Annotated in this window: 16 protein-coding genes, 3 tRNA genes and 1 pseudogene; 9 read left to right on the top strand and 11 right to left on the bottom strand. The window is 61.8% G+C overall.

Features of this window, described 5'->3' with window-relative positions:
• Positions 1-135: 135 nt before the first annotated feature.
• The 3 genes from Q7S96_00215 to Q7S96_00205 all read right to left on the bottom strand — a co-directional run bounded on the left by Q7S96_00215 (position 136) and on the right by Q7S96_00205 (position 850).
• Positions 136-210, bottom strand: a tRNA-Val gene (locus Q7S96_00215).
• 7 nt (positions 211-217) lie between these two features.
• Entirely contained in the window at positions 218-760 is a 543-nt protein-coding gene (locus Q7S96_00210; protein ID MDO8462685.1) for a hypothetical protein, read from the bottom strand.
• A gap of 18 nt (positions 761-778) precedes the next feature.
• Positions 779-850 (bottom strand) — tRNA-Ile (locus Q7S96_00205).
• 54 nt (positions 851-904) lie between these two features.
• Here Q7S96_00205 and Q7S96_00200 point away from each other — a divergent pair.
• Positions 905-1255 (top strand): 4a-hydroxytetrahydrobiopterin dehydratase, encoded by a 351-nt coding sequence (locus Q7S96_00200; GenBank protein ID MDO8462684.1) that lies wholly within the window; start codon positions 905-907, stop codon positions 1253-1255.
• A 650-nt stretch (positions 1256-1905) separates the two neighbouring features.
• Here the strand turns inward: Q7S96_00200 and Q7S96_00195 are convergent.
• The 3 genes from Q7S96_00195 to prs form a co-directional block, all read right to left on the bottom strand.
• Positions 1906-2451 (bottom strand): hypothetical protein, encoded by a 546-nt coding sequence (locus tag Q7S96_00195; protein MDO8462683.1) that lies wholly within the window; start codon positions 2449-2451, stop codon positions 1906-1908.
• Positions 2452-3370: 919 nt separating this feature from the next.
• Positions 3371-4126, bottom strand: coding sequence for a helix-turn-helix domain-containing protein (locus Q7S96_00190; GenBank protein MDO8462682.1), 756 nt, complete (start codon positions 4124-4126; stop codon positions 3371-3373).
• Between the two features lie 229 nt (positions 4127-4355).
• The gene (gene prs / locus Q7S96_00185) at positions 4356-5468 is read right to left on the bottom strand and encodes a ribose-phosphate diphosphokinase (GenBank protein ID MDO8462681.1); all 1113 of its coding nucleotides are present in this window, start codon (positions 5466-5468) and stop codon (positions 4356-4358) included.
• Between the two features lie 128 nt (positions 5469-5596).
• Here prs and Q7S96_00180 point away from each other — a divergent pair, with 128 nt between their 5' ends.
• From Q7S96_00180 to rplS, 3 genes and pseudogenes are all read left to right on the top strand, one after another.
• Positions 5597-7189: an HDIG domain-containing protein gene (locus Q7S96_00180; protein MDO8462680.1), complete on the top strand. Its 1593-nt coding sequence runs from the start codon at positions 5597-5599 to the stop codon at positions 7187-7189.
• A gap of 12 nt (positions 7190-7201) precedes the next feature.
• Entirely contained in the window at positions 7202-7741 is a 540-nt protein-coding gene (locus Q7S96_00175) for a cytidylate kinase family protein (protein ID MDO8462679.1), read from the top strand.
• A 185-nt stretch (positions 7742-7926) separates the two neighbouring features.
• Positions 7927-8241: pseudogene (gene rplS, locus Q7S96_00170) on the top strand (50S ribosomal protein L19).
• A 62-nt stretch (positions 8242-8303) separates the two neighbouring features.
• Here the strand turns inward: rplS and Q7S96_00165 are convergent.
• The 5 genes from Q7S96_00165 to Q7S96_00145 all read right to left on the bottom strand — a co-directional run bounded on the left by Q7S96_00165 (position 8304) and on the right by Q7S96_00145 (position 14188).
• Positions 8304-8504, bottom strand: a complete 201-nt coding sequence (locus Q7S96_00165; GenBank protein MDO8462678.1) for a hypothetical protein — start codon at positions 8502-8504, stop codon at positions 8304-8306.
• A 134-nt stretch (positions 8505-8638) separates the two neighbouring features.
• Entirely contained in the window at positions 8639-9082 is a 444-nt protein-coding gene (locus tag Q7S96_00160) for a hypothetical protein (protein ID MDO8462677.1), read from the bottom strand.
• A gap of 27 nt (positions 9083-9109) precedes the next feature.
• A complete protein-coding gene (uvrA, locus tag Q7S96_00155) occupies positions 9110-12043 on the bottom strand; it encodes an excinuclease ABC subunit UvrA (GenBank protein ID MDO8462676.1) in 2934 nt (977 codons plus the stop codon).
• Positions 12044-12268: 225 nt separating this feature from the next.
• Positions 12269-13462, bottom strand: coding sequence for a hypothetical protein (locus tag Q7S96_00150; GenBank protein ID MDO8462675.1), 1194 nt, complete (start codon positions 13460-13462; stop codon positions 12269-12271).
• A gap of 3 nt (positions 13463-13465) precedes the next feature.
• Entirely contained in the window at positions 13466-14188 is a 723-nt protein-coding gene (locus Q7S96_00145) for a DsbA family protein (protein ID MDO8462674.1), read from the bottom strand.
• Between the two features lie 248 nt (positions 14189-14436).
• On the opposite strand from Q7S96_00145, the gene secG reads away from it, so the two are divergent.
• The 5 genes from secG to Q7S96_00120 form a co-directional block, all read left to right on the top strand.
• Positions 14437-14649: a preprotein translocase subunit SecG gene (gene secG / locus Q7S96_00140; GenBank protein MDO8462673.1), complete on the top strand. Its 213-nt coding sequence runs from the start codon at positions 14437-14439 to the stop codon at positions 14647-14649.
• A 21-nt stretch (positions 14650-14670) separates the two neighbouring features.
• Positions 14671-16566 (top strand): peptide ABC transporter substrate-binding protein, encoded by a 1896-nt coding sequence (locus Q7S96_00135; protein MDO8462672.1) that lies wholly within the window; start codon positions 14671-14673, stop codon positions 16564-16566.
• Positions 16567-16597: 31 nt separating this feature from the next.
• Positions 16598-16680: transfer RNA gene (locus Q7S96_00130), tRNA-Leu, on the top strand.
• A 127-nt stretch (positions 16681-16807) separates the two neighbouring features.
• A complete protein-coding gene (locus Q7S96_00125) occupies positions 16808-18625 on the top strand; it encodes a ribonuclease J (GenBank protein ID MDO8462671.1) in 1818 nt (605 codons plus the stop codon).
• Positions 18626-18753: 128 nt separating this feature from the next.
• Positions 18754-20908, top strand: a 2155-nt coding sequence (locus Q7S96_00120) for a DEAD/DEAH box helicase family protein (GenBank protein ID MDO8462670.1), incomplete at its 3' end; no start/stop codon positions are given.

The raw sequence follows: 20908 nt of genomic DNA, 5'->3' as shown, positions 1-20908 counted from the left end.
AAAAAACAATCCGTCCCGCCGAAGGCGGGAATCCGAATTCATTGGCGAATTCATTGGCGAAAACGGGCGAAACAGCGTGGGCGTGCCTACGGCACGCCCACTCCTTGGTTGGTTCTCAACCGCTAAGTTCCATTCTGGTGCGCGCGACAGGATTCGAACCTGTGACCCCTTGCGTGTCATGCAAGTGCGCTACCACTGCGCCACGCGCGCGTACGTCCTATGCTGCCGCATTCCATTGTTCGAGCAAGGATGAATCAAGTTCTTTCACGGGTTGGAGGTCTCCCTCCGCGACCGCCTTGCGCACGCCGATCATCGCTCCATCCATCCACTCAACGTACCACCCGTCCTCCATGCGTTGCTCCACAATGACACCGCCGGGGCCACGCAGGTTGCGCTCGACGCGCACGAGATCGTTCACTTCAAAAAGCTGCTGGTCGAGATGTCCAAGCTGCTCGAGTGCGTCCTTCTCGACATCGAGCTGGTCGAGGATCTTGCGATCCTCCGATGTCAGACCGTCTGCTTGCCACATCATGACATGCTTTCGCCGTTTTGCGATCTCCGCAAGCCGATCCCGAATAACGGAGCGCTGCTGCGCGAGCTGTGCAACCATCGTCTCCACCTGCGCGATATTCTTTGCTGCACGCGCCTCATCCAACGCCTCGAACTGCGCCGCGATGGTACGCTGATCCGGCAACTGCGCACGCTGCTCCTCCGGAATATCTGCACCGCGCTCACCTGGTGCTGATTCTTGTATCGCCATATTTCCATCTCATTCCCATGGGCCCCCCAGGAGTCGAACCTGGAACGACCGAGGTATAAGCTCGGGGCTCTGCCATTGAGCTAGGGGCCCGCGACGCTCCCTACTGCTATACTGACTTCTTAGCATGAATACTGCAACCCGTCTATGGCTGCACCAAAACTCGTCACCCTGAAATGCGCACCGTGCAAAGCAGGAACGCCACCGCTCGCCGATGATCGCGTCCATGAGCTCCTCGCGCAGGTGTCGGATTGGAACCTCGTAGATCACGCGATCCAGCGCACGGTCCGGTGCGAGAACTTCAAGCAAGCGTGCGCGCTTTTCATGGAAGTCGCGCTTCTCTGCGAGGAGGAGGGCCACCACGCGGACATCCGCGTGTTCGGATGGAGGAACATCGAGTTCACCCTCTCCACGCACAAGATTGGTGGCCTGTCTGAGAACGACTTCATCGTTGCCGCGAAGATCAACCAACTCCTCCGCGCAAGCATCCACAATTAAACTGTAAGAATCACGCGTGTTGTTCACACTTTTCTGTTTCATCGTCCACTCTATTTCGTCATCTCGACCCCGTTCGACTCGCGGACTCGCTCAGGGCAGGCTCCGCAAATGATGGAGTGGAGAGATCTCCATGGTGCGACGATTTCCATAGCACACGAGATTTCTCGACTTCGTTCGCCCATGCGCTCACTTCGCTCGAAATGACGAGAGGGAGATGGAGATCGTCTACGAGAGGTGCGGCTTGTAAACAACGCTCGAAAATTCACAACGTTGCGCGCGGTGCAATGTGAAGCCCTCCGCTGAATGGCGGAGGGCTTTTGAACTAACGATAGTACACGGTGGACTCGCCGACCTTTCGATAGGTGACGGTGCGCATCTGACGCTGAACGTGACGCTTACTGTAGTACCCGCAGTGCGGACATTCGTTATGGTCATGATACTTACCCCAAAACAACTTCCCACAACCTGCGCACTCCAAACGCCACGTCTGTACCACCATCTCACGAGCGAACATGATGTTTCACTTTCTGCAGCATGCACGCAACCACCCACCATGGGTACGATGCGACACACGGCTCCAGCAAGGAGCCCATCCGACGAACGGGTGCGGTCACCGGAACAATACACGGTGACCGCACCCCGCCGCGCGCCTACAGGTGCCCGAGGTAGCAGCGCTCCCATGTAGGGACTGCGTGCTGCTCGTCATCATCCTCGTCACAATGGGGCTCGCCGACGGAGCGCACGTAGCGCTGCTCGTCCGGCCCGACGCCCACCGCGAAGAAGTGCGAGGCGTTGCGACCGACATCGAGCCACACGATGCCGCGCTCGTCGCGATCGAGCTCCTCCGGCACGTCGCCGGCGTACTCGGTTGCCATGCTGAGCGCCTGGAGGAGCGCGATGCTGCCACCGGCGAGCGCGCGTACGCGCGCGGCGCGGCGCGTGCGCTCTGCCTCGTCCTCCGCGCGCATCTCGGCGATGCGGACGCAGATCTCCTGCGGCGCGGGGATGCGGCATGCCGATGCCTCGAAATGCTCCTCGTCGAACACGAACACGGTGCCATCTTCCGCGACGTGCACCGGCAGCAACTCGCCGAACGCCGCGCACACGGCACGAATCTGCGCAATGCGATCGGGACCTGCGGCCGCCGCCGCCTCTCGCGCAATGCCCTCGCTGCTCGCCATGAGATCGCCAAACATTCCTCCCTCGGGGGAAATACGGCCATGAGGACTCCTGACCGGAATCCCGTACACCTCGTACAGCCCAGTTTCGTCTGCGCACGTCCCTCGAAGATGCAGTGCAGTCATTGCGGATCTCCTCTCCATTGTGAAGGAACATCGCTTACACCAAGACCGAGACGACGTACCCGAGACAAGCAGCAGTACGATGCCCGGGGTCTTGATGCGAAGCGGGGATGAGCAGGGCCGTAGCTGGGGCACCGAGCAATCAGCGGTTGTATGATTTTTGCGCTGTCGCTTCGGTGATTCCATCCTACGTTTTTCACTCTAGCACAAAGGACAAAACTTGTCAAGTACTAGCATTACAAGTATCAATATTTTGGCTATGATAAGCAACTATTTACTTTTTACTATAAAAGAAAGTTTGAGGGTCAATCGGAAGAAAAACATCAATGCTTTCCATCATGAAACAAGCGGATGCTTGACAGAACGTCTCCAAGATGGTAGAGTACGAGTAGCACCTTGGGAATGTTTCAGCGGTCCCAATGTTCGCGATGGGCGCAGGGCCTGTCGCAGACCAGTCCCGCAGCGATGCTGTGGGATGCAACATGAAGGGAGTGGAACCATGAGCAACGGATAATGCATGCTCACGGCCACATCACGACGGTTTTGCCACGCTCCTCGTGGCAAGTACCTGGAACGACGAACGGGAAATCCCGTGCAGAGCACCAACGCGGAGTTGTACTGGCTAGGCAGTAACAACGATGCCAACCGGTACATCGGTCGGCAACAGGCGGACCGAGTGGTTCGATGCGATGATGGCAGCAGTCATCATCGGCGAGCATAGCCGCGAAGGAGGCAAGCATGGGAAACGGCTGAAAGGCCAAGCCCCCGGCACGCAACGCGTGTCGGGGGCTTTCATGTACCAACATACTGTTCGTCAGCGCGGTTCCGGGAGCTCGGCGGCGTGCATCCATGCCATCTCGAAGAGCGCGCGAATGGTGTTCGCAACTTCGGCATTCTCAATGATGACGGAGTGGAGCTTTCCGGTGAATGTTGCGAGCGCAACGTGGTCGCCGTAGATGCCGACGTGACCGCGGAAGCTCGCGTACTGCTCCGGGAGGATGCGCGTCGGTGACTGTGGCAGTGATGACTGCTGGACGTGCGCACCGTGGTAGAGGCCGCGCACCCGCGTGCCCATGTGCTTGAGTGCGTTGCGCATCGGCGCGAGATCATCGCGCGTGAGTACGGCGAGCATCGCGTCAATGTTCGTCATCTCGAGAATCTCTCGCGGACGAACCGCGCTGTAGTCCTCCGCGATGGCGTGGAGCCCTTCTTTCCCCACGAACGATTTGACGACCGGCTTCTCGCCGCCGACGCGGAGTGCGAGCTCCGGCAGCGACCGGCCGAGGTCCGCGACCTGCTCGTGGAGCTCCTGTTCCTTGCGCTTGGCGTAGTGGAGGAGGCGGTCCGGGTGCTCGGCGGCAAAGAGCTTGCGCTTCCCCTGCTGGACGGTGCTCATGAGCCCACGCTCGCCGAGCGTGCCGATCGCCGTGTACGTTGCCGGCCTCGACAGCCGCGTGGACTTGGCGATCTCGATGACCGTGGATGCACCGAGCTCGAGCGCGGCGAGGTACACCTTCACTTCACTCTCCAGGAGACCAAGCGACTTGAGGATGGGGGTAATGTTTTGCATAAAAAGCCGCAAGTATACAATCGTGAGACCGTAGAAAAACAGTGTAGCGGAGGTCTTCAGACCTCCATCCTCCTTGCGCTGCACGTGGAAACCTGAAGGTTTCCGCTACATCGGAAAGAAGGGGGCGTGTTTGGATATTTTTCTACGATCTCCATCGTATCCAGCATACCATGAACAGAAATGCGGCACTGCCCAGAGGCAGTGCCGCACCGATGCGTTCCGTCGCGCCCTACGAGAAAATCGCCTCGCACGTCCGACGGAAGATCGCGCTCACCGAGCCGCGCGTTTGCACCTCGGAGATGGCATCCGCGAACAGCTTGCTGATCGGAACGATGGTCGTCCGCGCTGCGAGCTGGCGGAACGCCGTCACCGCACGATTGGGATCACGGTGCGCTCCGGCGCTCTTCTGGCTGTTCGTCCACCGACACCGCTCCTCGGAGAATGGAATCGTATCGGTGCAGTAGCAGTACTCGATCGGCGCATCGGCGAGCAGCTCGTACGCGCTCATCCCGGTCTCGGTGTCCGTCGAGAATACGGGGTGCACCGCGATGACGATGACGCGCTGCGCGCCGGCTTCCTTGCACGCGATCGCGGCCTGCTTCATAGTGCCGCCGGTTGCGATCATGTCGTCAATGAGGAGGACCGTACGACCGGCGACGAGCGCGGGGTCGCGGATGACGCCACCCGCGATGAGATGGCCGTCGTGGTCGCGCCCCTTCATGTAGAAGGTGACGAGTCCGCATCCGACGACCTCCCCGGTCTCGCGACACCGCTCGGCACCGTTGTCATCCGGCGAGACGAGTGCGACGTCACGAGGCATCTGCTCCCGCGTGATCCCGAGGTCGCGCACAACCTGCCGGAGTACCACGGGCAGTGCCTTGAGGTTATCGAATGGGCCGCGGAACATCCCCTGGATCTGACCGGCGTGGAGGTCCGTCGTCATGATGTGGTGCACGCCGAGCGCTTCGAGCATCGTGCACACGACCGCTGCAGTGATCGGTGTCCGCGGCAGCACCTTCTTATCCTGCCGCGCGTAGCCGAAGTACGGGATGACCGCGATGATGCGCCCCGCAGATGCAAGGTTCGCTGCGTTCACCATCGCGGCGAGTTCCATGAAGTTGTCGCCGGGTTGATGCGTGGACTGCACAATGTAGATGCTCCGTCCGCGGGCGTTGCCGATGATCTGGACGCGCGGCTCTCCGTCGTTGAACGGTGATCCAATGCGCGACACGATCCCATCGTACATCGCCGTGTGACCAAGCTGCGCTTCGAGTACTCGTCCGACTGCGTTGGCGAGGTCACCGTTGGCACTCCCGTGGCACAGCTGCATCTCCGTTTGCATGCGCGTCTCCCTCTCTCGTCTCATGGTTGGCGTACCGGTGGAAAGGACTGTCACCACCATGGCACCGCGCGTGCGGCACGTCAAGCATCTGGTACACTGGTGAGGAGCACCTCATTCGTGGAGCATCTATGTCCGACACCTACGATCGCCACCTCCATGCACTCGGAAAACGCCTGGAGTCCGAGCCCGGGTTCGCGTTCCTCCGTGAGCTCGCGGAGGCGTTCCCCGAGAGCGAGGCGTTCGTCGTGGGCGGCATCGTGCGTGATGCTGCGCTCGAACGCACCGCGAAGGACTACGACTTCATCGTCCGCGGCATCCCACCCGCGGCACTCGAAACGTTCCTCGCACTCCGCGGGACGGTGAACCTCGTCGGGCGCAACTTCGGCGTGTTCAAGTTCCGGCCAATGGGCTGGCCGGAGGACTACGAGGACATGGACATCGCGCTCCCGCGCACGGAGCACGCCGAGGGCACCGGCGGCTACCGCGATGTCGCCGTGCAGTCCGATCCGCACCTCCCCATCGAGGCCGACCTCGCACGACGCGACTTCACGATCAACGCGATGGCGTGGGACGTGCGCAACGCCGTACTCGTGGACCCCTTCGATGGGCGCGCCGACCTCCGCGCGCGCCGCATCCGTGCCGTCGGCAATGCGCACGAGCGCTTCACGGAGGATCGCTCGCGTATGCTCCGCGCACTGCGCTTCGCCGCACAGCTCGGCTTCACGATTGATCCGGCAACGCACGATGCCATCGTCGCGCGCATGGCGAGCATCAACGAGCAGCGCGCGGTGGGGCAGGCCCACGCGCAGACGATGCTCCTGACGGACACCGAGTATGTCACCCCGCGTGAGACCGTCGCGCGGGAGCTCATCAAGAGTTTCGCCGCCGATCCCGTCCGCTCGCTCGACCTCTGGGACGCGTCGGGTGCCATCGCGCAGCTCCTGCCGGAGCTCCTCACGATGAAGGGGTGCGAGCAACCAAAGATCTACCACCACGAGGGCGACGTGTGGGAGCACACGCGTCTCGCGCTCGCGCAGCTCGCAACGGAGCCGTACCGCGCGGCGTTCGGCAGCGCGCACCCCTCGGCGCTCGTCATCTTCGGGACGCTCCTCCACGATATCGGCAAGCCGGCGACGAAGCGCACGCCGGAGGAGCACGGCACGGACCGCATCCGCTTCGACGGGCACGACACCGTCGGCGGACGGATGACCCGCGCGATCGCCAGCCGCCTCACGCTCTCCGCAGCGTTCGGTGCGGATGATCCCCTCCATGTGGATCGAGACGACCTCGTCTGGATCGTGGACCACCACCTCCTCCTCGTGAACGATCCGACCGCGTTCAAGCCCGCGACGATCGAACGGTACTTCTTCCGCAACCGCATACGCGGCGATGCGCTCCAGCGCGTGTCGTTCGCCGATGGAGCGGCAACGCGCTCCGATACACATCCCGATGGGACGCTCGCCCACTTCCACAGCGTCCGCGAACGCATCGCCGAGCTCGCGCCGCTCATCGAGGCGCGTCAGGAGCGATCGCGGATGCGGGACATCGTGAACGGCGACGAGATCATGCGCCGCTTCTCGCTCACGCCGGGCCCACAACTCGGTGCGCTCATCGAGCGGCTCCGCGAGCACCGCCTGAATGTCCTCGCCGCCGAGCAGCGCGACCTCACGAAGGACGAGGCCTTCGCCTTCCTCGAGCCATTGATCCATCGGACGACGTAATGCTCGCACCGTATGCGCATCACCATCTCCGGAACGCCGGGATCGGGAAAATCAACGGTCGCGAAGATGCTTGAAGCGCGCTTGGGGTACCCGCGCGTCAACGGCGGCGACATCTTCCGCGAGGAAGCGACGCGCCGCAGCATGACGCTCAACGAGTTCGGCATGTGGCTCAGCGAGCACCCCGAGTGGGACGAGCAGCTTGACGCGCGCCTCATGGACGCGGGACGCACCCACGACGATGTCATCCTGGAAGGTCGCCTCACCGGCCTCATGTCCAAACGCGACGGCCTCGACGCCTTCCGTATCTGGATGACCGCAGGGGAACCGGTACGGATTGACCGCCTCCAGAAGCGCGATGGCGGCACGCACGAGGAAGCGCAAAAACGCCTTGCAGAACGCGCGAAATCCGAGCGCGATCGCTACCGGAAAACCTATGGACTTGACCTCGGAGACCTGTCCGTGTACGATCTTGTTGTAGAGACCGACACGACCACTCCCGAGAATGTCGTGTCTGTGATCCTCGAACGGATCAACGCTCCTCCCGATCCATGACCATGTATCTTATGACTGACGAACAGAAGACCACTGAGGAACAGGAAGCGACCACCACGCCGCATGACACGACGGATGTCGCTGTCGCTCCGGCGACCGAGGAAGCACCCGTGGAACAGATCGTGGCATCCGCGGTACCAAAAGTTGAGCGCGCAGGCGCGAAGGTCCCCACGGCGCGCGACTGGGATCCTCGTCCTGGCCAGGTTGTCCGTGTCCATGTGCGCATCACCGAGACCACGAAGAAGGGACAGGAGAAGGAGCGCGTCCAGGTCTTTGAGGGCACGGTTATCGCCCGCAGGCACGGTGGCGAGGCCGGCGGCACGTTCACGGTACGCAAGGTGGCGAAGGGCGGCTTCGGCGTCGAGCGCATCTTCCCGCTGCACACCCCCACGGTCACGAACGTCGAGGTCGTCAAGGAGTACCGCGTCCGCCGCGCAAAGCTCCACTACCTCCGCGAACGCCTCAAGAAGGGCAAGAAGCTCCGGGAGACCACGGCCTAACAATCACGCAACACACCCGCCGAACATTCGGCGGGTGTGTTGCGCTCGAAGGCGGCGCGCGCTCACCAGAAGAGCGGAGGGACAATCGCCGTAAGCGCGAGCTCAGGATCGTTCGTCTCGATGGCTCTCCGGAGGATGGCTTGCCCGCGCTTCAACCGATCAGCACTCCGATTGAGTGTCTTGAGATCTATGAATGCCGCAGCGAGCATGGCATCATCGGGTGACCATTTGCGCATGCGCTCCTCCGTCATCTTATTCGGCATACTGATGTCTCGCATGACCGGAACTCACGGCCAGTGCGTTATGCGCGAGAAGGGGCCTCTGCAAAACTCACGCTCGCGGCAGTGCGCAGATTTTCGAGCGAGGCGCGTGCCGCAGAAACGCAGGAATAGCAGAGCTATTTCAAGTTTTGAGAAACGCGCCGCAGCCGAAAAGATGCGTGCTGACGCGAGATGGGAGTTTTGCAGAGGCCCCTAAGCTCGTTCTGCTTGTACCGGTATGCCGAGAGTTCGGACTCGAGTTTGATGTGGAGCGTCGTGAAGCCATCAACATCCGTGGCGAGGCGATCGCCTCGCTCATGCACGACCGTGAACTGTTCGGCCATGTCTGCCCGCAACTCTGCGAGGTCGGTCTTCAGCACGGCGACATCGGTTTTTAGCTCCGCAACATCCGTCTTCAACACGGCGACATCCGTCTTCAACACGGCAACGTCGGCTTTCACGCCGGAGAGATCGAATCTCACCTCACGGAACTGGTCGTCCACAGCATCAAACCCCTGCTTCACGAGCTTCGCGAAGGAATCCATCGTTGTCTCGAATTGTTCCACGGTCAGCTCGGCCATAGGCGTCGAGTATACCACGGGCCCCGACTACGCGCGCGCTTTGGCCTTTGGCCGCTTTGCCTTCGCCTTTGGTTTTCCGGCCGTCTGTTTCTTCTCGCTCGCTGATTGCCCGAGCACGGCGCGAAGGTAGTTCCCCGTGAACGACCGCTCCTCGCGCATGATGTCAAATGGCGTTCCGACTGCGACAATCTCACCGCCGCGCACGCCGCCCTCCGGCCCCATATCAATGACCCAGTCCGCGGACTTGATGACGTCGAGGTTATGCTCGATGATGAGGACGGTGTTGCCGACATCTACAAGCCGCCCGAGCACCTGGAGAAGCCGATCGATGTCTGCAAAGTGCAAACCGGTCGTGGGCTCGTCGAGAATGTAGAGTGTCTTCCCCGTCGCACGCCGTGCGAGCTCCGTCGCGAGCTTGATGCGCTGCGCCTCGCCGCCGGAGAGCGTCGTGGCGGGCTGGCCGAGCTTCACGTACCCGAGACCGACTTCCTCGAGAATGGTGAGTTTGTCGTTGATCGCCGGAATCGTCGCGAAGAACGCGCGTGCTTCCTCAACGGTCATGCTCAGCACATCGGAGACAGTGCGGCCCTTGTAGTGGATCTCGAGTGCCTCGCGGTTGTACCGCTTGCCCTTGCACTCCTCGCACTCAACGTAGACATCCGGGAGGAACTGCATCTCGATCTTCACCATGCCGTCGCCCTGGCACGCCTCACACCGACCGCCGACGACATTGAACGAGAAGCGACCGGCCTTGTACCCGCGCATCTTTGCCTCCGGCAGGTTCGCGTAGAGCTCGCGGATGGGAGTAAACACGCCGGTGTACGTTGCGGGGTTCGAGCGCGGCGTGCGGCCGATGGGCGATTGATCAATGTCAATGACCTTGTCGATGTGCTCCACGCCCGTCATCTTCGCGTACGCGCCCGGGAGTGCTTTCGCATTGTAGAACTTCTGCCTGAGCGCGTTGCTCAAGATGTCGAGCATGAGCGTGGACTTCCCGGAACCCGAGACGCCGGTGAGGCACACGAGCTTGCCGAGCGGCACATCAACGGTGACGTCCTTGAGGTTGTGCTCGGTCGCGCCGGAGATGGTGATCTTCTTGCCGGTCCCCGCGCGGTACTGCTGCGGGATAGGGATGGCCTTCGTCCCGGAGAGATACTGACCAGTGAGCGAAGCGGGGTTGCTCATGATGGCGGCCGGTGTCCCCTCGGCAACGACATGCCCACCGTGTTCACCCGCGCCCGGGCCGATGTCAATGACGTAGTCGGCCTCCTTCATCGTCGCGTCATCGTGCTCCACGACGATGACGGTGTTCCCGAGGTCGCGGAGCTCCTTGAGCGTCGTGAGGAGCTTGTCGTTGTCGCGCTGGTGGAGGCCGATGGACGGCTCGTCGAGGATGTAGATGACGCCCGTGAGTGCGGAGCCGATCTGCGTGGCGAGCCGAATACGCTGCGCCTCACCGCCGGAGAGCGTGGAAGCCGGACGGTCGAGCGTGAGGTAGTCGAGGCCGACGTTCCGGAGGAACGTGAGCCGCGTGTCGATCTCGCGGAGCACGAGCTCCGCAATCTTCTGCTCGCGGGCATCGAGCACCACGCCGCCCGCCTTCCGCTGCTGTCCCTTCGCCGTCGCCGCGCGGTGCCCCGCGCCATCGCGGAGCGACATGAAGAACGCCGTCGCGTCCTCAATGGATGCGTTCGTCACCTCGGCGATGTTCTTGCCCGCAATCGTCACCGCGAGTGCCTCGCGCCGGAGGCGTTGACCGCTGCACCCCGGGCACGGCTTCACGCGCATGTAGCGTTCGATCTCGGAACGAATGTAGTCGGACTCCGTCGCTGCGTGCTTCCGCTCGAGGTACGGGAGAACACCCTCGAACGCGCCGTCGCCCGAGAGGAGCACCTCGAGCTGCTTCGCCGTGAGATCCTGGACTGGCGTGTCCATGGAGAACTGGTGGATGAGGGCGACGCGCTCGATGGTCTGGTACATCGAGCTCTGGTTCGCAAAAACCTTCGTCCACGGTCGGATGGCACCCTGCGCGATCGTGAGCGAGCGATTCGGGATGACGAGCTCGGGGTCGAGCTCGAGGAGCGTCCCGAGTCCCGAGCAATTCGGGCACGCGCCGTGCGGTGAGTTGAAGGAGAAGTTGCGCGGTTCGAGCTCGGGGATGGACACGCCGCAGAGCGGACACGAGAAGAGCTGCGAGAACTCCATAACCTCGCCCTCGGTGCCGTCCTCGGCGTACGCGATGACCATGAGGATGCCGTTCGCGAGGTCGAGCGCGGTCTCCACGCTGTCCGAGAGGCGGGAACGCTCCGTCGCATCCACGGCGACGCGGTCAACGACAACCTCGAGCGTGTGCGCCTTCTGCTTGTCCACCTTCAACGACGCGGCCTCATCAATCGTGTAGAGCACCCCATCGAACCGCACGCGCGCGAAACCGGCCTGATCCACCTTCTTGAGCCACTGTTTGTGCTCACCCTTCTGATCGCGCACGAGCGGCGCGAGGACGAGCACGCGCGTGCCCTCCGCGAGCGTGAGGATGCGATCAACGATCTGGTCAATGGTCTGGCGCACGACCGGACGATTGCACTCCGGACAGTGCGGCCTCCCGATGCGCGCGAAGAGGAGGCGGACGTAGTCGTAGATCTCCGTGATCGTCCCCACGGTGGAACGCGGGTTATGCGAAACCGTCCGTTGGTCAATGGAGATCGTCGGCGAGAGTCCCTCGATGCGATCAACATCGGGCTTGTCCATGACGCCGAGGAACTGCCGCGCGTACGCAGAGAGTGACTCGACGTACCGACGCTGGCCCTCGGCGTAGATCGTGTCGAACGCGAGCGAGGACTTCCCCGATCCGGAGAGTCCCGTGATGACCGTGAGCTTCCCGCGCGGAATGTCCACGCTCACGTTCTTAAGGTTGTGCACGCGCGCGCCGCGCACGGAGATGAATGCGGGACCGGTACTCATAGTGTTACGAAGGGAGAGTGGAGAAGGGAGAAAAGTAGTGATGGTGCGGGGATGGGTGTCTGTGCGCGCGGGAGGTGTCTGCGTCCATCACGAACGAGGGTCCCGAAAGGACCCGAGGTGGTGCCACTCCCGCGAGCGGTCACCGCTGTTTCGTCCGTGCCTCGGCCGCGCGATGCACACCATGCCTCCAAGCGTACCGAGGAGGTGTCGCCGAGTCAAGCACGACTACTGCTGGAGATTGATGTTGCATTCAATGCTTCCCACTCCTGCAAACGCAGCGGTTGTCTCTCCTACCGAAAAGAGTTTGGGATAGAAGACAACCTGCTTACCAAGGTCAGCAAGCGTCGTCGGAATGGGTGTTGCTTGACCGCTGCAGGAATTTTTTCCATAGAGCGTCCCATCAATAGCTAGAACGTAGCCCGCAATATTCGCAACATCACCACCACACGCCACTGCTGCTGTCCGATTCGCACTCTCACCGCTTGCACCTCTAGCCGATACCTGAAACGCACTATTGCTAACGAATCGATAATTTTGTTGCTTGGGTGCTGCAGGAGATAATGCAGCACTCTCTATTGAAGTCGAACCGCCATTCTTACATGCCGCCACGATCGCTATGGAGCGTACCGGTTCCGATAACGTGGTAATCCGTCCACCAATTGCGCCCGTCTGACAATGGTATTCTCCGGGCGAGAACGGCACACAGACTTGTTTCCCATCGCAGAAACTCGCAACGCATGTAGATGACGTACCATCCGGCTTCACGGTCGAGAACTTGAGCCCGCACTGCTTTGTCTTGATCGCGATATTGTCGACGCCGGATGTCGCCGAATCCGCTCCCTTCGCGGAGAACCGTGTACCTTCCGGCAGCTCCGTACAGATATCCTCCGCGAGCGTGACGCTCCGGATAATTGCGGTCCGCGGGAGCGACAGCTGCACGAGGTCGGGATTGACGGTCTGGAGGATGAGGTAGGAGAGGAGGACAAGCCCGAGTCCGATGACGGCGTTCATGATGAACGTCTTGGCGCGCTGCACCTGTCCTGCTGCACCACCAACCATCCAGAGCACGCCGCCGACCATGATGACCACCACGGCAACCACCGCGGCGAGTGGAACCGCCCAGCGGTAGATCGCGGCGATATACGAGCCAACATTCGCCACAGCCGTCACATCACCGTCGGTGCCCGGAATGTGGACTCGAATGGGAATCGTTTCACCCGCAAGGCATCGGCCCCATTCGGGACTACCGCACTCCGCGGCATCCTTGGCGAACTGCGTGACAATGCCGCGGCTCTCGGAAACAGCCGCGCACATCTGTGCCGTCCAGCACCGCGGATTCTCGATCGGACTCGCCGCGTTGGCAACGATCGGCGTAGAGAACAGCGCGAGGAATACAAGTGCGATAGCGAATCGTTGCATACCCTAGAGGGATCGCTCGAGAATCCTGAGCAACGTGTCGCGCGAGAATGCGCCCTCCACCTTCTGCGCGCGGGTGATGTCGCCATCGGGAATGAAGAACCACGTCGGTGTGCCGCGCACGCCGAGCCGAAGACCGTCCTCCACGTCCTGCTGCACCGCGCCGGCGTACCGTCCGGTCTCGAGGCACTGCGTGAACACGATGCGATCCAACCCAACCTGCTCGGCGAGTGTGGAGAGGAACGCCTCGTCAATCGCATCCTGCCGGAGGAAGAGCTGATCGTGGTACGGCCAGAACTTCCCCTGCTCGTTCGCGCACCGCGCCGCCGCCGCTGCGCGCCGCGCATGCGGGTGAAGCTCATCAACCGGAAAGTCGCGGTACACGTGGAGCACGCGATCCTGATACATCGTCATGGCCTCTCGGATGACGGGATACGCCTGACGACAGTATGGGCACTGGAAGTCGCTGAACTCGACGATGACGAGCTTCGGGTCTTCCGCATTGCCAAAAGACGGGTGCGCCGCGGTGTAGAGCGCGACGCCGGGCGGGATGCCGGTCGCGCCCTGCGGGTACGCGTTCGTCGCTTTGGTGAAGGCACCGTCCGTGCCGTCGGAGCGTTGCGCGAACGCGAACCAGAGCCCGAGCGCGCCGGTGATAACCACGTATGCGATCACGGCAATGCCGAGGGGTCGCCGGTACCAGGACTTGCGCAGGACGTGCTGATCCATAGTTTTCCACCATACCACGGAACACATTGACACGCTTTCCCCTCCATGGTACGGTAAACGACTAGCTCTTCTATCCTCTTAGCAACGAGCTCCTAGCTTCTCAGCTTCTCGCATCGCATGTCTAGCAGCTAGGGGCATCTGCAAAAGTGTGTCATTGCGAGCTGAGTCCTCGAGGCGTGGCAATCCCGGCCACTTGGTTGACTGGGATTGCCACGTCGAGGACTCCTCGCAATGACAGCGCAACTCGTATGTCCATCCTCAGCATCATCCAGCTCATCTCGGCGATTCTCCTCGTCGGTGCCATCCTCCTCCAGCAGCGGGGCACCGGCATGGGATCGGCGTTCGGCGGCAACGGTGCCTCCTACCGGACGCTCCGCGGCGCGGAGCGCACGCTCATGGTCGCAACGATCGTCCTCGCGGTCCTCTTCTTTGGCTCCGCGCTCGCACAGGTGATCCTCTAAGTTCCTCGCTCGCGCAGTGACATGGCTCGCACCACGCTCTCCGGCATACGCATGCGCCTCCGCGCACTGCGCGTGCCGACGCTCGCCAAACTCACCCGCCTCCCCTCAGTCCTCAAAGGCCGTGAACGCCTCACGTTCATCACCGGTGTCTTTGTTCTCATCCTCGGTGGTACGCTCGCGGTCACCGGCTGGTACTGGGGTGCGACGACGGTCGTCCCCGCGGTCGGCGGGACGTACATCGAGGGCCTCCTCGGTGCACCACGATTCGTCAACCCGCTCTTCGCATCTGCGAACGATGTGGATCGGGACATCGTGCAGCTCGTCTACGCCGGTCTGTTCCGCGCGGATGCCTCCGGTGCCATCGTCCCGGAGCTCGCGTCTGGCTACACGACCTCGGACGACGGCACGGAGATTACCGTCGAACTCCGCGAGGACGCGCGGTGGCACGACGGTGCACTGGTCACCGCCGACGACGTGCTTTTCACCGTTCGCCTCCTCCAGCACTCCGATGTCGCGAGCCCGCTCCGTGGCAGCTTCCGCGGCGTGGAGGCGGTGCGTATTGATGATCGAACCGTGCGCTTCACCATCGAGCGTCCGCTCGCGATCTTCCTCTCCGCCCTCACCGTGGGACTCCTTCCGGAGCACCGCTGGATTGACATCCCGCCGGCGCACCTGCCGCTCGCCGAGCTCAATCTCCGACCGATCGGCGCGGGCCCCTACCGCTTCATGGGCCTCACGAAAGACCCGCAGGGCATGATCCGTTCGTACGCGCTCAACCGCTACGACGGCTACCACGCGGGGGCGGCGTACCTCGAGCACATCACGTTCAAGTTCTATGAGCGCGAGGATGCGCTCCAGGCCGCCTTCGCGACGCGCGAGGTGGACGGCATCGGGACCCTCCTCCCGCTCCGCGAAGACGTCCCGAAACGCTCCGATGCGGTCGTGCGCACGGTACAGCTCCCGCAGACAACGGCGGTGTTCCTCAATGCGAAGCGCAGCACGGCGCTCACGGAAATCCGCGTCCGCGAGGCACTCTCGCTCGTCATAGACCGCACTGCGTTCATCGCGGAGACGCTCCATGGTGCCGGCACGCCCATCGGCGGACCGATCATCCCGGGATTTGCGACGACCGCGAATCCGCCCGCGCCCGATGCAGTGGATCCCGATGCTGCAGCAGCACTCCTCGATCGCGCGGGATGGAAACGCACGGAGACGGAGGAAACCATCGCTCTCCGCACGAAGCAACTCCTCCTCGAGCTTGAGATTGCCAAGAAGAAGGAGGGAAAGAAAACCGCGGAGCTTTCCGCGACCGATGAGGAGCGTGCGAAGGTGACCGAACAGGTGCAAGCCGAAATCGCGCCAGAGCAACCGTACTACCGGCTCTCCTCCGGACAACCGCTCACCATCGAACTCGTCACCCCGAATGCACCGGAGCTCATCGGCATGGCGGAGTTTATCCGCAGGGCGTGGCAGCAAATCGGCGTGACAGTCACGCTCAGCGTCATGCCGCTCGACCGCGTGCGTGGCGAGGTCATCCCGAATCGTGAGTACGACGCACTCCTCTTCTCGCAGATTCTCGGCCCTGATCCGGACCCATTCCCGTTCTGGCACTCCTCGCAGGTGCGCCACCCGGGCCTCAACCTCTCGTACTTCTCGAATAAGGAGATCGACAAGCTCCTCGAGGATGCGCGGGCGATGTTCGACCACGAGGAGCGTGGGCGCGCGTATGCGGAGTTCCAGGAACGGCTGCACGCAGTCCGTCCGGCAATCTTCCTCGTCACGCCGACGCTCTCCTACCCCATGGTGGACACCGTGCGCGGAGTGGAGCTCGGTCAGCTCACGCAACCCGCAGATCGCTTTGCAACGGTGACGGAGTGGTACACTGAAACAGAACGCCGATGGCGAACGAGCGACTAGCTTTGAGCAACTCGTTACTCGCAACGAACACGGGCGAGTGGTGGAACGGTAGACACGCACGGTTCAGAGCCGTGTGGGAGCAATCCCATGAGGGTTCAAGTCCCTCCTCGCCCATCTTCGGCGCTCCCGCGCCAGCTTCAGAGGGATGGAGGTCTGAAGGCCTCCGCTCCATCATTTTTCTAGACACGCATTCTCCATCTAACTAGCCGCTAGCAGCTCATCGCTAGCACCCATGAGACCTATGAACGACCTTGTCCTTTCCGCAGCACCCGCACGGCAGCCGGCTTCCAACCGCGCGCCGCGTCGCTCCGGACGCCGCCGCCCCGCACGACGACCTCAGACAAAATCTGCACCTCAGACAAAATCCGCACCCGCCGCACGAGGTGGTGGCGGCACCGCCCTCCGCATCATCCCCATTGGTGGTTGCGATGAAGTGGGGCAGAACATGACCATCTTTGAGTACGGTGATGACATCATCATCGTGGACATGGGTGTCATGTTCCCCGAGGAAGACCAGCCCGGCGTGGACTTCATCATCCCGAACATCGGTTACCTCAAGGGAAAGGAGAAGCGCATCCGTGGCGTCGTCATCACGCACGCGCACTTCGACCACATCGGCGCGATTAGCTACCTCGTGCCACGGCTTGGCAACCCGACGATCTACGGCACGCGACTGACGAACGCGATGATCAAGAAGCGGCACGAGGAATTCAAGATCCAGCCACTCAACCTCCAGACCATCGCGCCGGATGCAAAGATTCAACTCGGGGTATTCACCATCGAGCCGTTCTACGAGAGCCACAACATCCCGGACTCCATCGGCCTCATCATCCACACGCCGCGCGGCATCGTCGTGCACACGGGCGACTTCAAAGTGGACCTCGAGCCCGTAGGGACCACGCCGGGCGACCTCGCGAAGATTGCGCGGCTCTCCGACAAGAACGTCCTCGCATTGCTCTGCGACTCCACGTCCGCCACGAAATCCGGCCACCAAATCTCGGAGTCAGAGATTAGCAAAACGCTCGATGGCATCGTCCGCGAATCCAACGGCCGTCTCATCATCGGGCTCTTCTCCACGCTCATCGCACGCATCCAGCAGCTCATCTGGATCGCGGAAAAATACGACCGCAAGGTAGCGATAGAAGGATTCTCGATGCGGACGAACGTCGAGATCGCGCGCGAGCTCAAGTACATGAGCTTCCCGAAGGGCATCATCGTGGAAGCGCGCGACCTCGTGAAGCTTCCGCCGGAGAAGCAGATGATCCTCTGCACCGGCTCGATGGGCCAGGAACGCGCCGCGCTCATGCGGATCACGAACAGGGAGCACCGCCTGATCTCCATTGACCCGGGCGATACGATCATCTTCTCGTCGTCCGTCATCCCAGGCACGGAGCGGAGCGTCCAACGCCTCAAGGACAACCTCACGCGCCAGGGCGCAGAGATCATCGCGTACGACCACATGGACGTCCACGCGGGAGGCCACGCACAAGCCGAGGACCTCAAGCTCATCATCAAGCTCGTGAACCCGCGCTACCACATTCCCATCCACGGCCACTACTTCATGCTCGTGGCGCACGGGAAGATCGCGCAGCGCGCCGGCATCCCCAAGGAGAACGTCATCATTCCGGAAAACGGCGGTGTCATCGTGTTTGATGACCGCGGCGGTCGCTTGACCCAGGAGCGCGTGCCGGCAGATCGCGTCATGGTGGACGGCCTCGGCGTCGGCGATGTCTCCGAAGTCGTACTCCGCGATCGCAAGCAGCTCGCGGATGACGGCATGGTCGTCATCGTCGCCACGATCTCCCGCAAGGACGGTAAACTCGTGACAAGCCCGGACATCATCTCGCGCGGCTTCATCTACCTCAAGGAGTCCAAGGCCCTCATCGAATCCGTCCGCAAGCACGTCAAGCAAATCACCATCGAATCCGGCGGATCCAAAGCGAAGTCCGGCCCCCTCGAGGCCTACCTCCGTGGCAAGATTCGCGACGACATCGGCAAGCTCCTCTACCAGAAGACCGAACGGAGACCCATGATCCTGCCGGTGGTCATTGAGGTGTAGCGAGAAACAGACCCGATGTGCATCGGGTCTGTTTCTTTTGAGCAGGTGTCGGTCCATCTTGACACCGCCTCCACACTTGACTACAGTGACTGCGTGCTCGTTCACAACAAAACACGAAAGGGGTTCGCATGCACCATCGAACTATCCGTAAGCGATTTGCAGCGGGAATCGACGCGCTCCTTGCTGGAGCCGTAGCACTCCCGCACGATCTCTACCCCTACCAGACCGAGGCGCTGCAGAACACCATAAACTGGCTCCTGGACCTCCGGGGGACGAAACGCGGCTACATTGCACACGCGACCGGACTCGGGAAAACCGTCCTCTTGTCCGCACTCATCCACGCATGCCCAAAGCTACGCTTCCTCATCGTCGTGCCAACGAAAGTACTCATCGAGCAAACCGCGCCTGCAATCACGCGGTTCACGAAGAGCATGGTTGGTCACGTCTCAAGCTTGAAGCGCATCCACGATGAGGACGGTAACGTCATCGCGCTTCCCGGCTATGAGTACACCAACGTCGTAGTGACGACCGACGAGAGCTTCGTGCAGAAGGCCGGGATGTTCAAGCGCCAGTTCCAGCCGCATATCATCATCTGGGACGAATGTCACTGGGCATATCACCCGCGTGCGCGCCACGCGCTCGCGCAGTTTGACGCCTGCGTCATCATCGGACTATCCGCAACGCCGGACTCCCTGACGACGGTCGCCAAACCCACGTCGCGTGCGGTGCTCCTGGAGAATGGCCGCACGCTCTACGCGGATCCCAACCGACTCGCTGCGACGCACTTCCAGACGAAGATCGACGAACGATCCGTACGCTGGGGCATCGAGGAGGGCTGGCTCGCGCCGTTCGCCTGGGGCCGTATCACGTTCGACTGCTCGCTCGATGGCGTCGCGAGCGCGGAGACACCATCGGGAACCGACTACAACGAGCAGCAGCTCCAAGCGCGCATGGCCGCACACTGGCACACGATGACGGAAACAATCGTTCGCCTCTACCACAATGGAGAGTACGATCTCCCAAATCGCCAGACCTTTTCGGCCTGCCCGAGCATCCTCGCATGTGAGCACCTCGCGACATCGCTCCGAGCGATCGGCATTCCCGCCGCGAGCATCAGCGCGAACACGCCGACGCACGAACGACGCGATTTGCTCGACCGGTTTCGCCGAAACGAGATCCGACATCTCTCATCGGTCATGGTCCTCCGCGAGGGAGTGGATGCGCCAAACGCCGAAGTGTGCCTCATGCTCCGTCCGACCAAATCGCGCACCTTCTACTTCCAGTACATGGGGCGTGTCCTGCGACTCATGCGCGACAATCCCCACAAGGTTGCGCTCGTGCTCGACGCACACTTCCAGCGTGCAGCGATCGCGCCGCTCTCAGCACCTCGCCTCTTCGCCGCACCAGGACAAGAAGTGCGGGAACTCGATATCCTCGTTGGCCCAGATGCAGGACCACGTAAACCACGCAAGCCACGTAAGCCACGCGATCCGCGTGACCCACCGCGCAAGCCACGGAAAAAGGTGATTGCATCACCTTACCTCCTCCCTGATGGCGTAGAGCCACGCATCGTGGTTATGGATGCGCTCGACGACATCGAGTACTGGGCGGGAGACGGTGGGACGTTCGAGGCGGATGGGGAAGTGTGGGGAACGATCAATGTATTCGCTGATACGCTTGGGTGCAGCAGTGCTGCCATCAAATACCGAATAGAAGATCACGCGTGTCGAAAAAGGATGGGACGAAATCGCTCTGGAACCCTCCAGACATTCTACGCCCTCTCGGATGTACGGCGTGCGTGCGCGGATTTGCTCCAAGATGTACCGGAGGTCAACGACCAAGGTACGTTTGAGGCGGATAGGGAGATCTGGGGAACGATTCGGGCACTCGCTATGATGTTTGGACTCACGCCAGTGAGCATCAAACACCGGATAAAAAATCACGCGTGTCGAAAGAGGACGGGGAGAGATCGCACTGGACACCCCCGGACATTCTACGCCCTCTCGGATGTGCGGCGTGCGTGCGCGGATCTCCTCCAGGATATATCGGAGGTCAACGACCAAGGTACGTTCGAGGCGGATGGGGAGGTCTGGGGAACGATCAAGCCATTCGCTACGATGCTTGGATTCGCGCAAGGGACCATCAAACGCCGAGTAAAAGATCACGCGTGTCGAAAAAGGATGGGACGAAATCGCTCTGGAACCCTCCAGACATTCTACGCCCTCTCGGATGTGCGGCGTGCGTGCGCGGATTTGCTTGGAAAAAAGTCGAGGCGAAAAAAGA

This window comes from bacterium, assembly GCA_030647005.1.
In the GTDB taxonomy this organism is placed as follows: Bacteria; Patescibacteriota; Patescibacteriia; order JACPHY01; family JACPHY01; genus JAUSKG01.
This window is presented reverse-complemented; position numbering and strand designations above follow the sequence as displayed.

Excerpts from the sequence above, each read along its gene's own strand:
- Q7S96_00210 (MDO8462685.1), bottom strand. The coding sequence starts at position 760 with ATGGCGATACAAGAATCAGCACCAGGTGAGCGCGGTGCAGATATTCCG.
- Q7S96_00200 (MDO8462684.1), top strand. The coding sequence starts at position 905 with ATGGCTGCACCAAAACTCGTCACCCTGAAATGCGCACCGTGCAAAGCA.
- Q7S96_00195 (MDO8462683.1), bottom strand. The coding sequence starts at position 2,451 with ATGTTTGGCGATCTCATGGCGAGCAGCGAGGGCATTGCGCGAGAGGCG.
- Q7S96_00190 (MDO8462682.1), bottom strand. The coding sequence starts at position 4,126 with ATGCAAAACATTACCCCCATCCTCAAGTCGCTTGGTCTCCTGGAGAGT.
- prs (MDO8462681.1), bottom strand. The coding sequence starts at position 5,468 with ATGCAAACGGAGATGCAGCTGTGCCACGGGAGTGCCAACGGTGACCTC.
- Q7S96_00180 (MDO8462680.1), top strand. The coding sequence starts at position 5,597 with ATGTCCGACACCTACGATCGCCACCTCCATGCACTCGGAAAACGCCTG.
- Q7S96_00175 (MDO8462679.1), top strand. The coding sequence starts at position 7,202 with ATGCGCATCACCATCTCCGGAACGCCGGGATCGGGAAAATCAACGGTC.
- Q7S96_00165 (MDO8462678.1), bottom strand. The coding sequence starts at position 8,504 with ATGCCGAATAAGATGACGGAGGAGCGCATGCGCAAATGGTCACCCGAT.
- Q7S96_00160 (MDO8462677.1), bottom strand. The coding sequence starts at position 9,082 with ATGGCCGAGCTGACCGTGGAACAATTCGAGACAACGATGGATTCCTTC.
- uvrA (MDO8462676.1), bottom strand. The coding sequence starts at position 12,043 with ATGAGTACCGGTCCCGCATTCATCTCCGTGCGCGGCGCGCGCGTGCAC.
- Q7S96_00150 (MDO8462675.1), bottom strand. The coding sequence starts at position 13,462 with ATGCAACGATTCGCTATCGCACTTGTATTCCTCGCGCTGTTCTCTACG.
- Q7S96_00145 (MDO8462674.1), bottom strand. The coding sequence starts at position 14,188 with ATGGATCAGCACGTCCTGCGCAAGTCCTGGTACCGGCGACCCCTCGGC.
- secG (MDO8462673.1), top strand. The coding sequence starts at position 14,437 with ATGTCCATCCTCAGCATCATCCAGCTCATCTCGGCGATTCTCCTCGTC.
- Q7S96_00135 (MDO8462672.1), top strand. The coding sequence starts at position 14,671 with ATGGCTCGCACCACGCTCTCCGGCATACGCATGCGCCTCCGCGCACTG.
- Q7S96_00125 (MDO8462671.1), top strand. The coding sequence starts at position 16,808 with ATGAACGACCTTGTCCTTTCCGCAGCACCCGCACGGCAGCCGGCTTCC.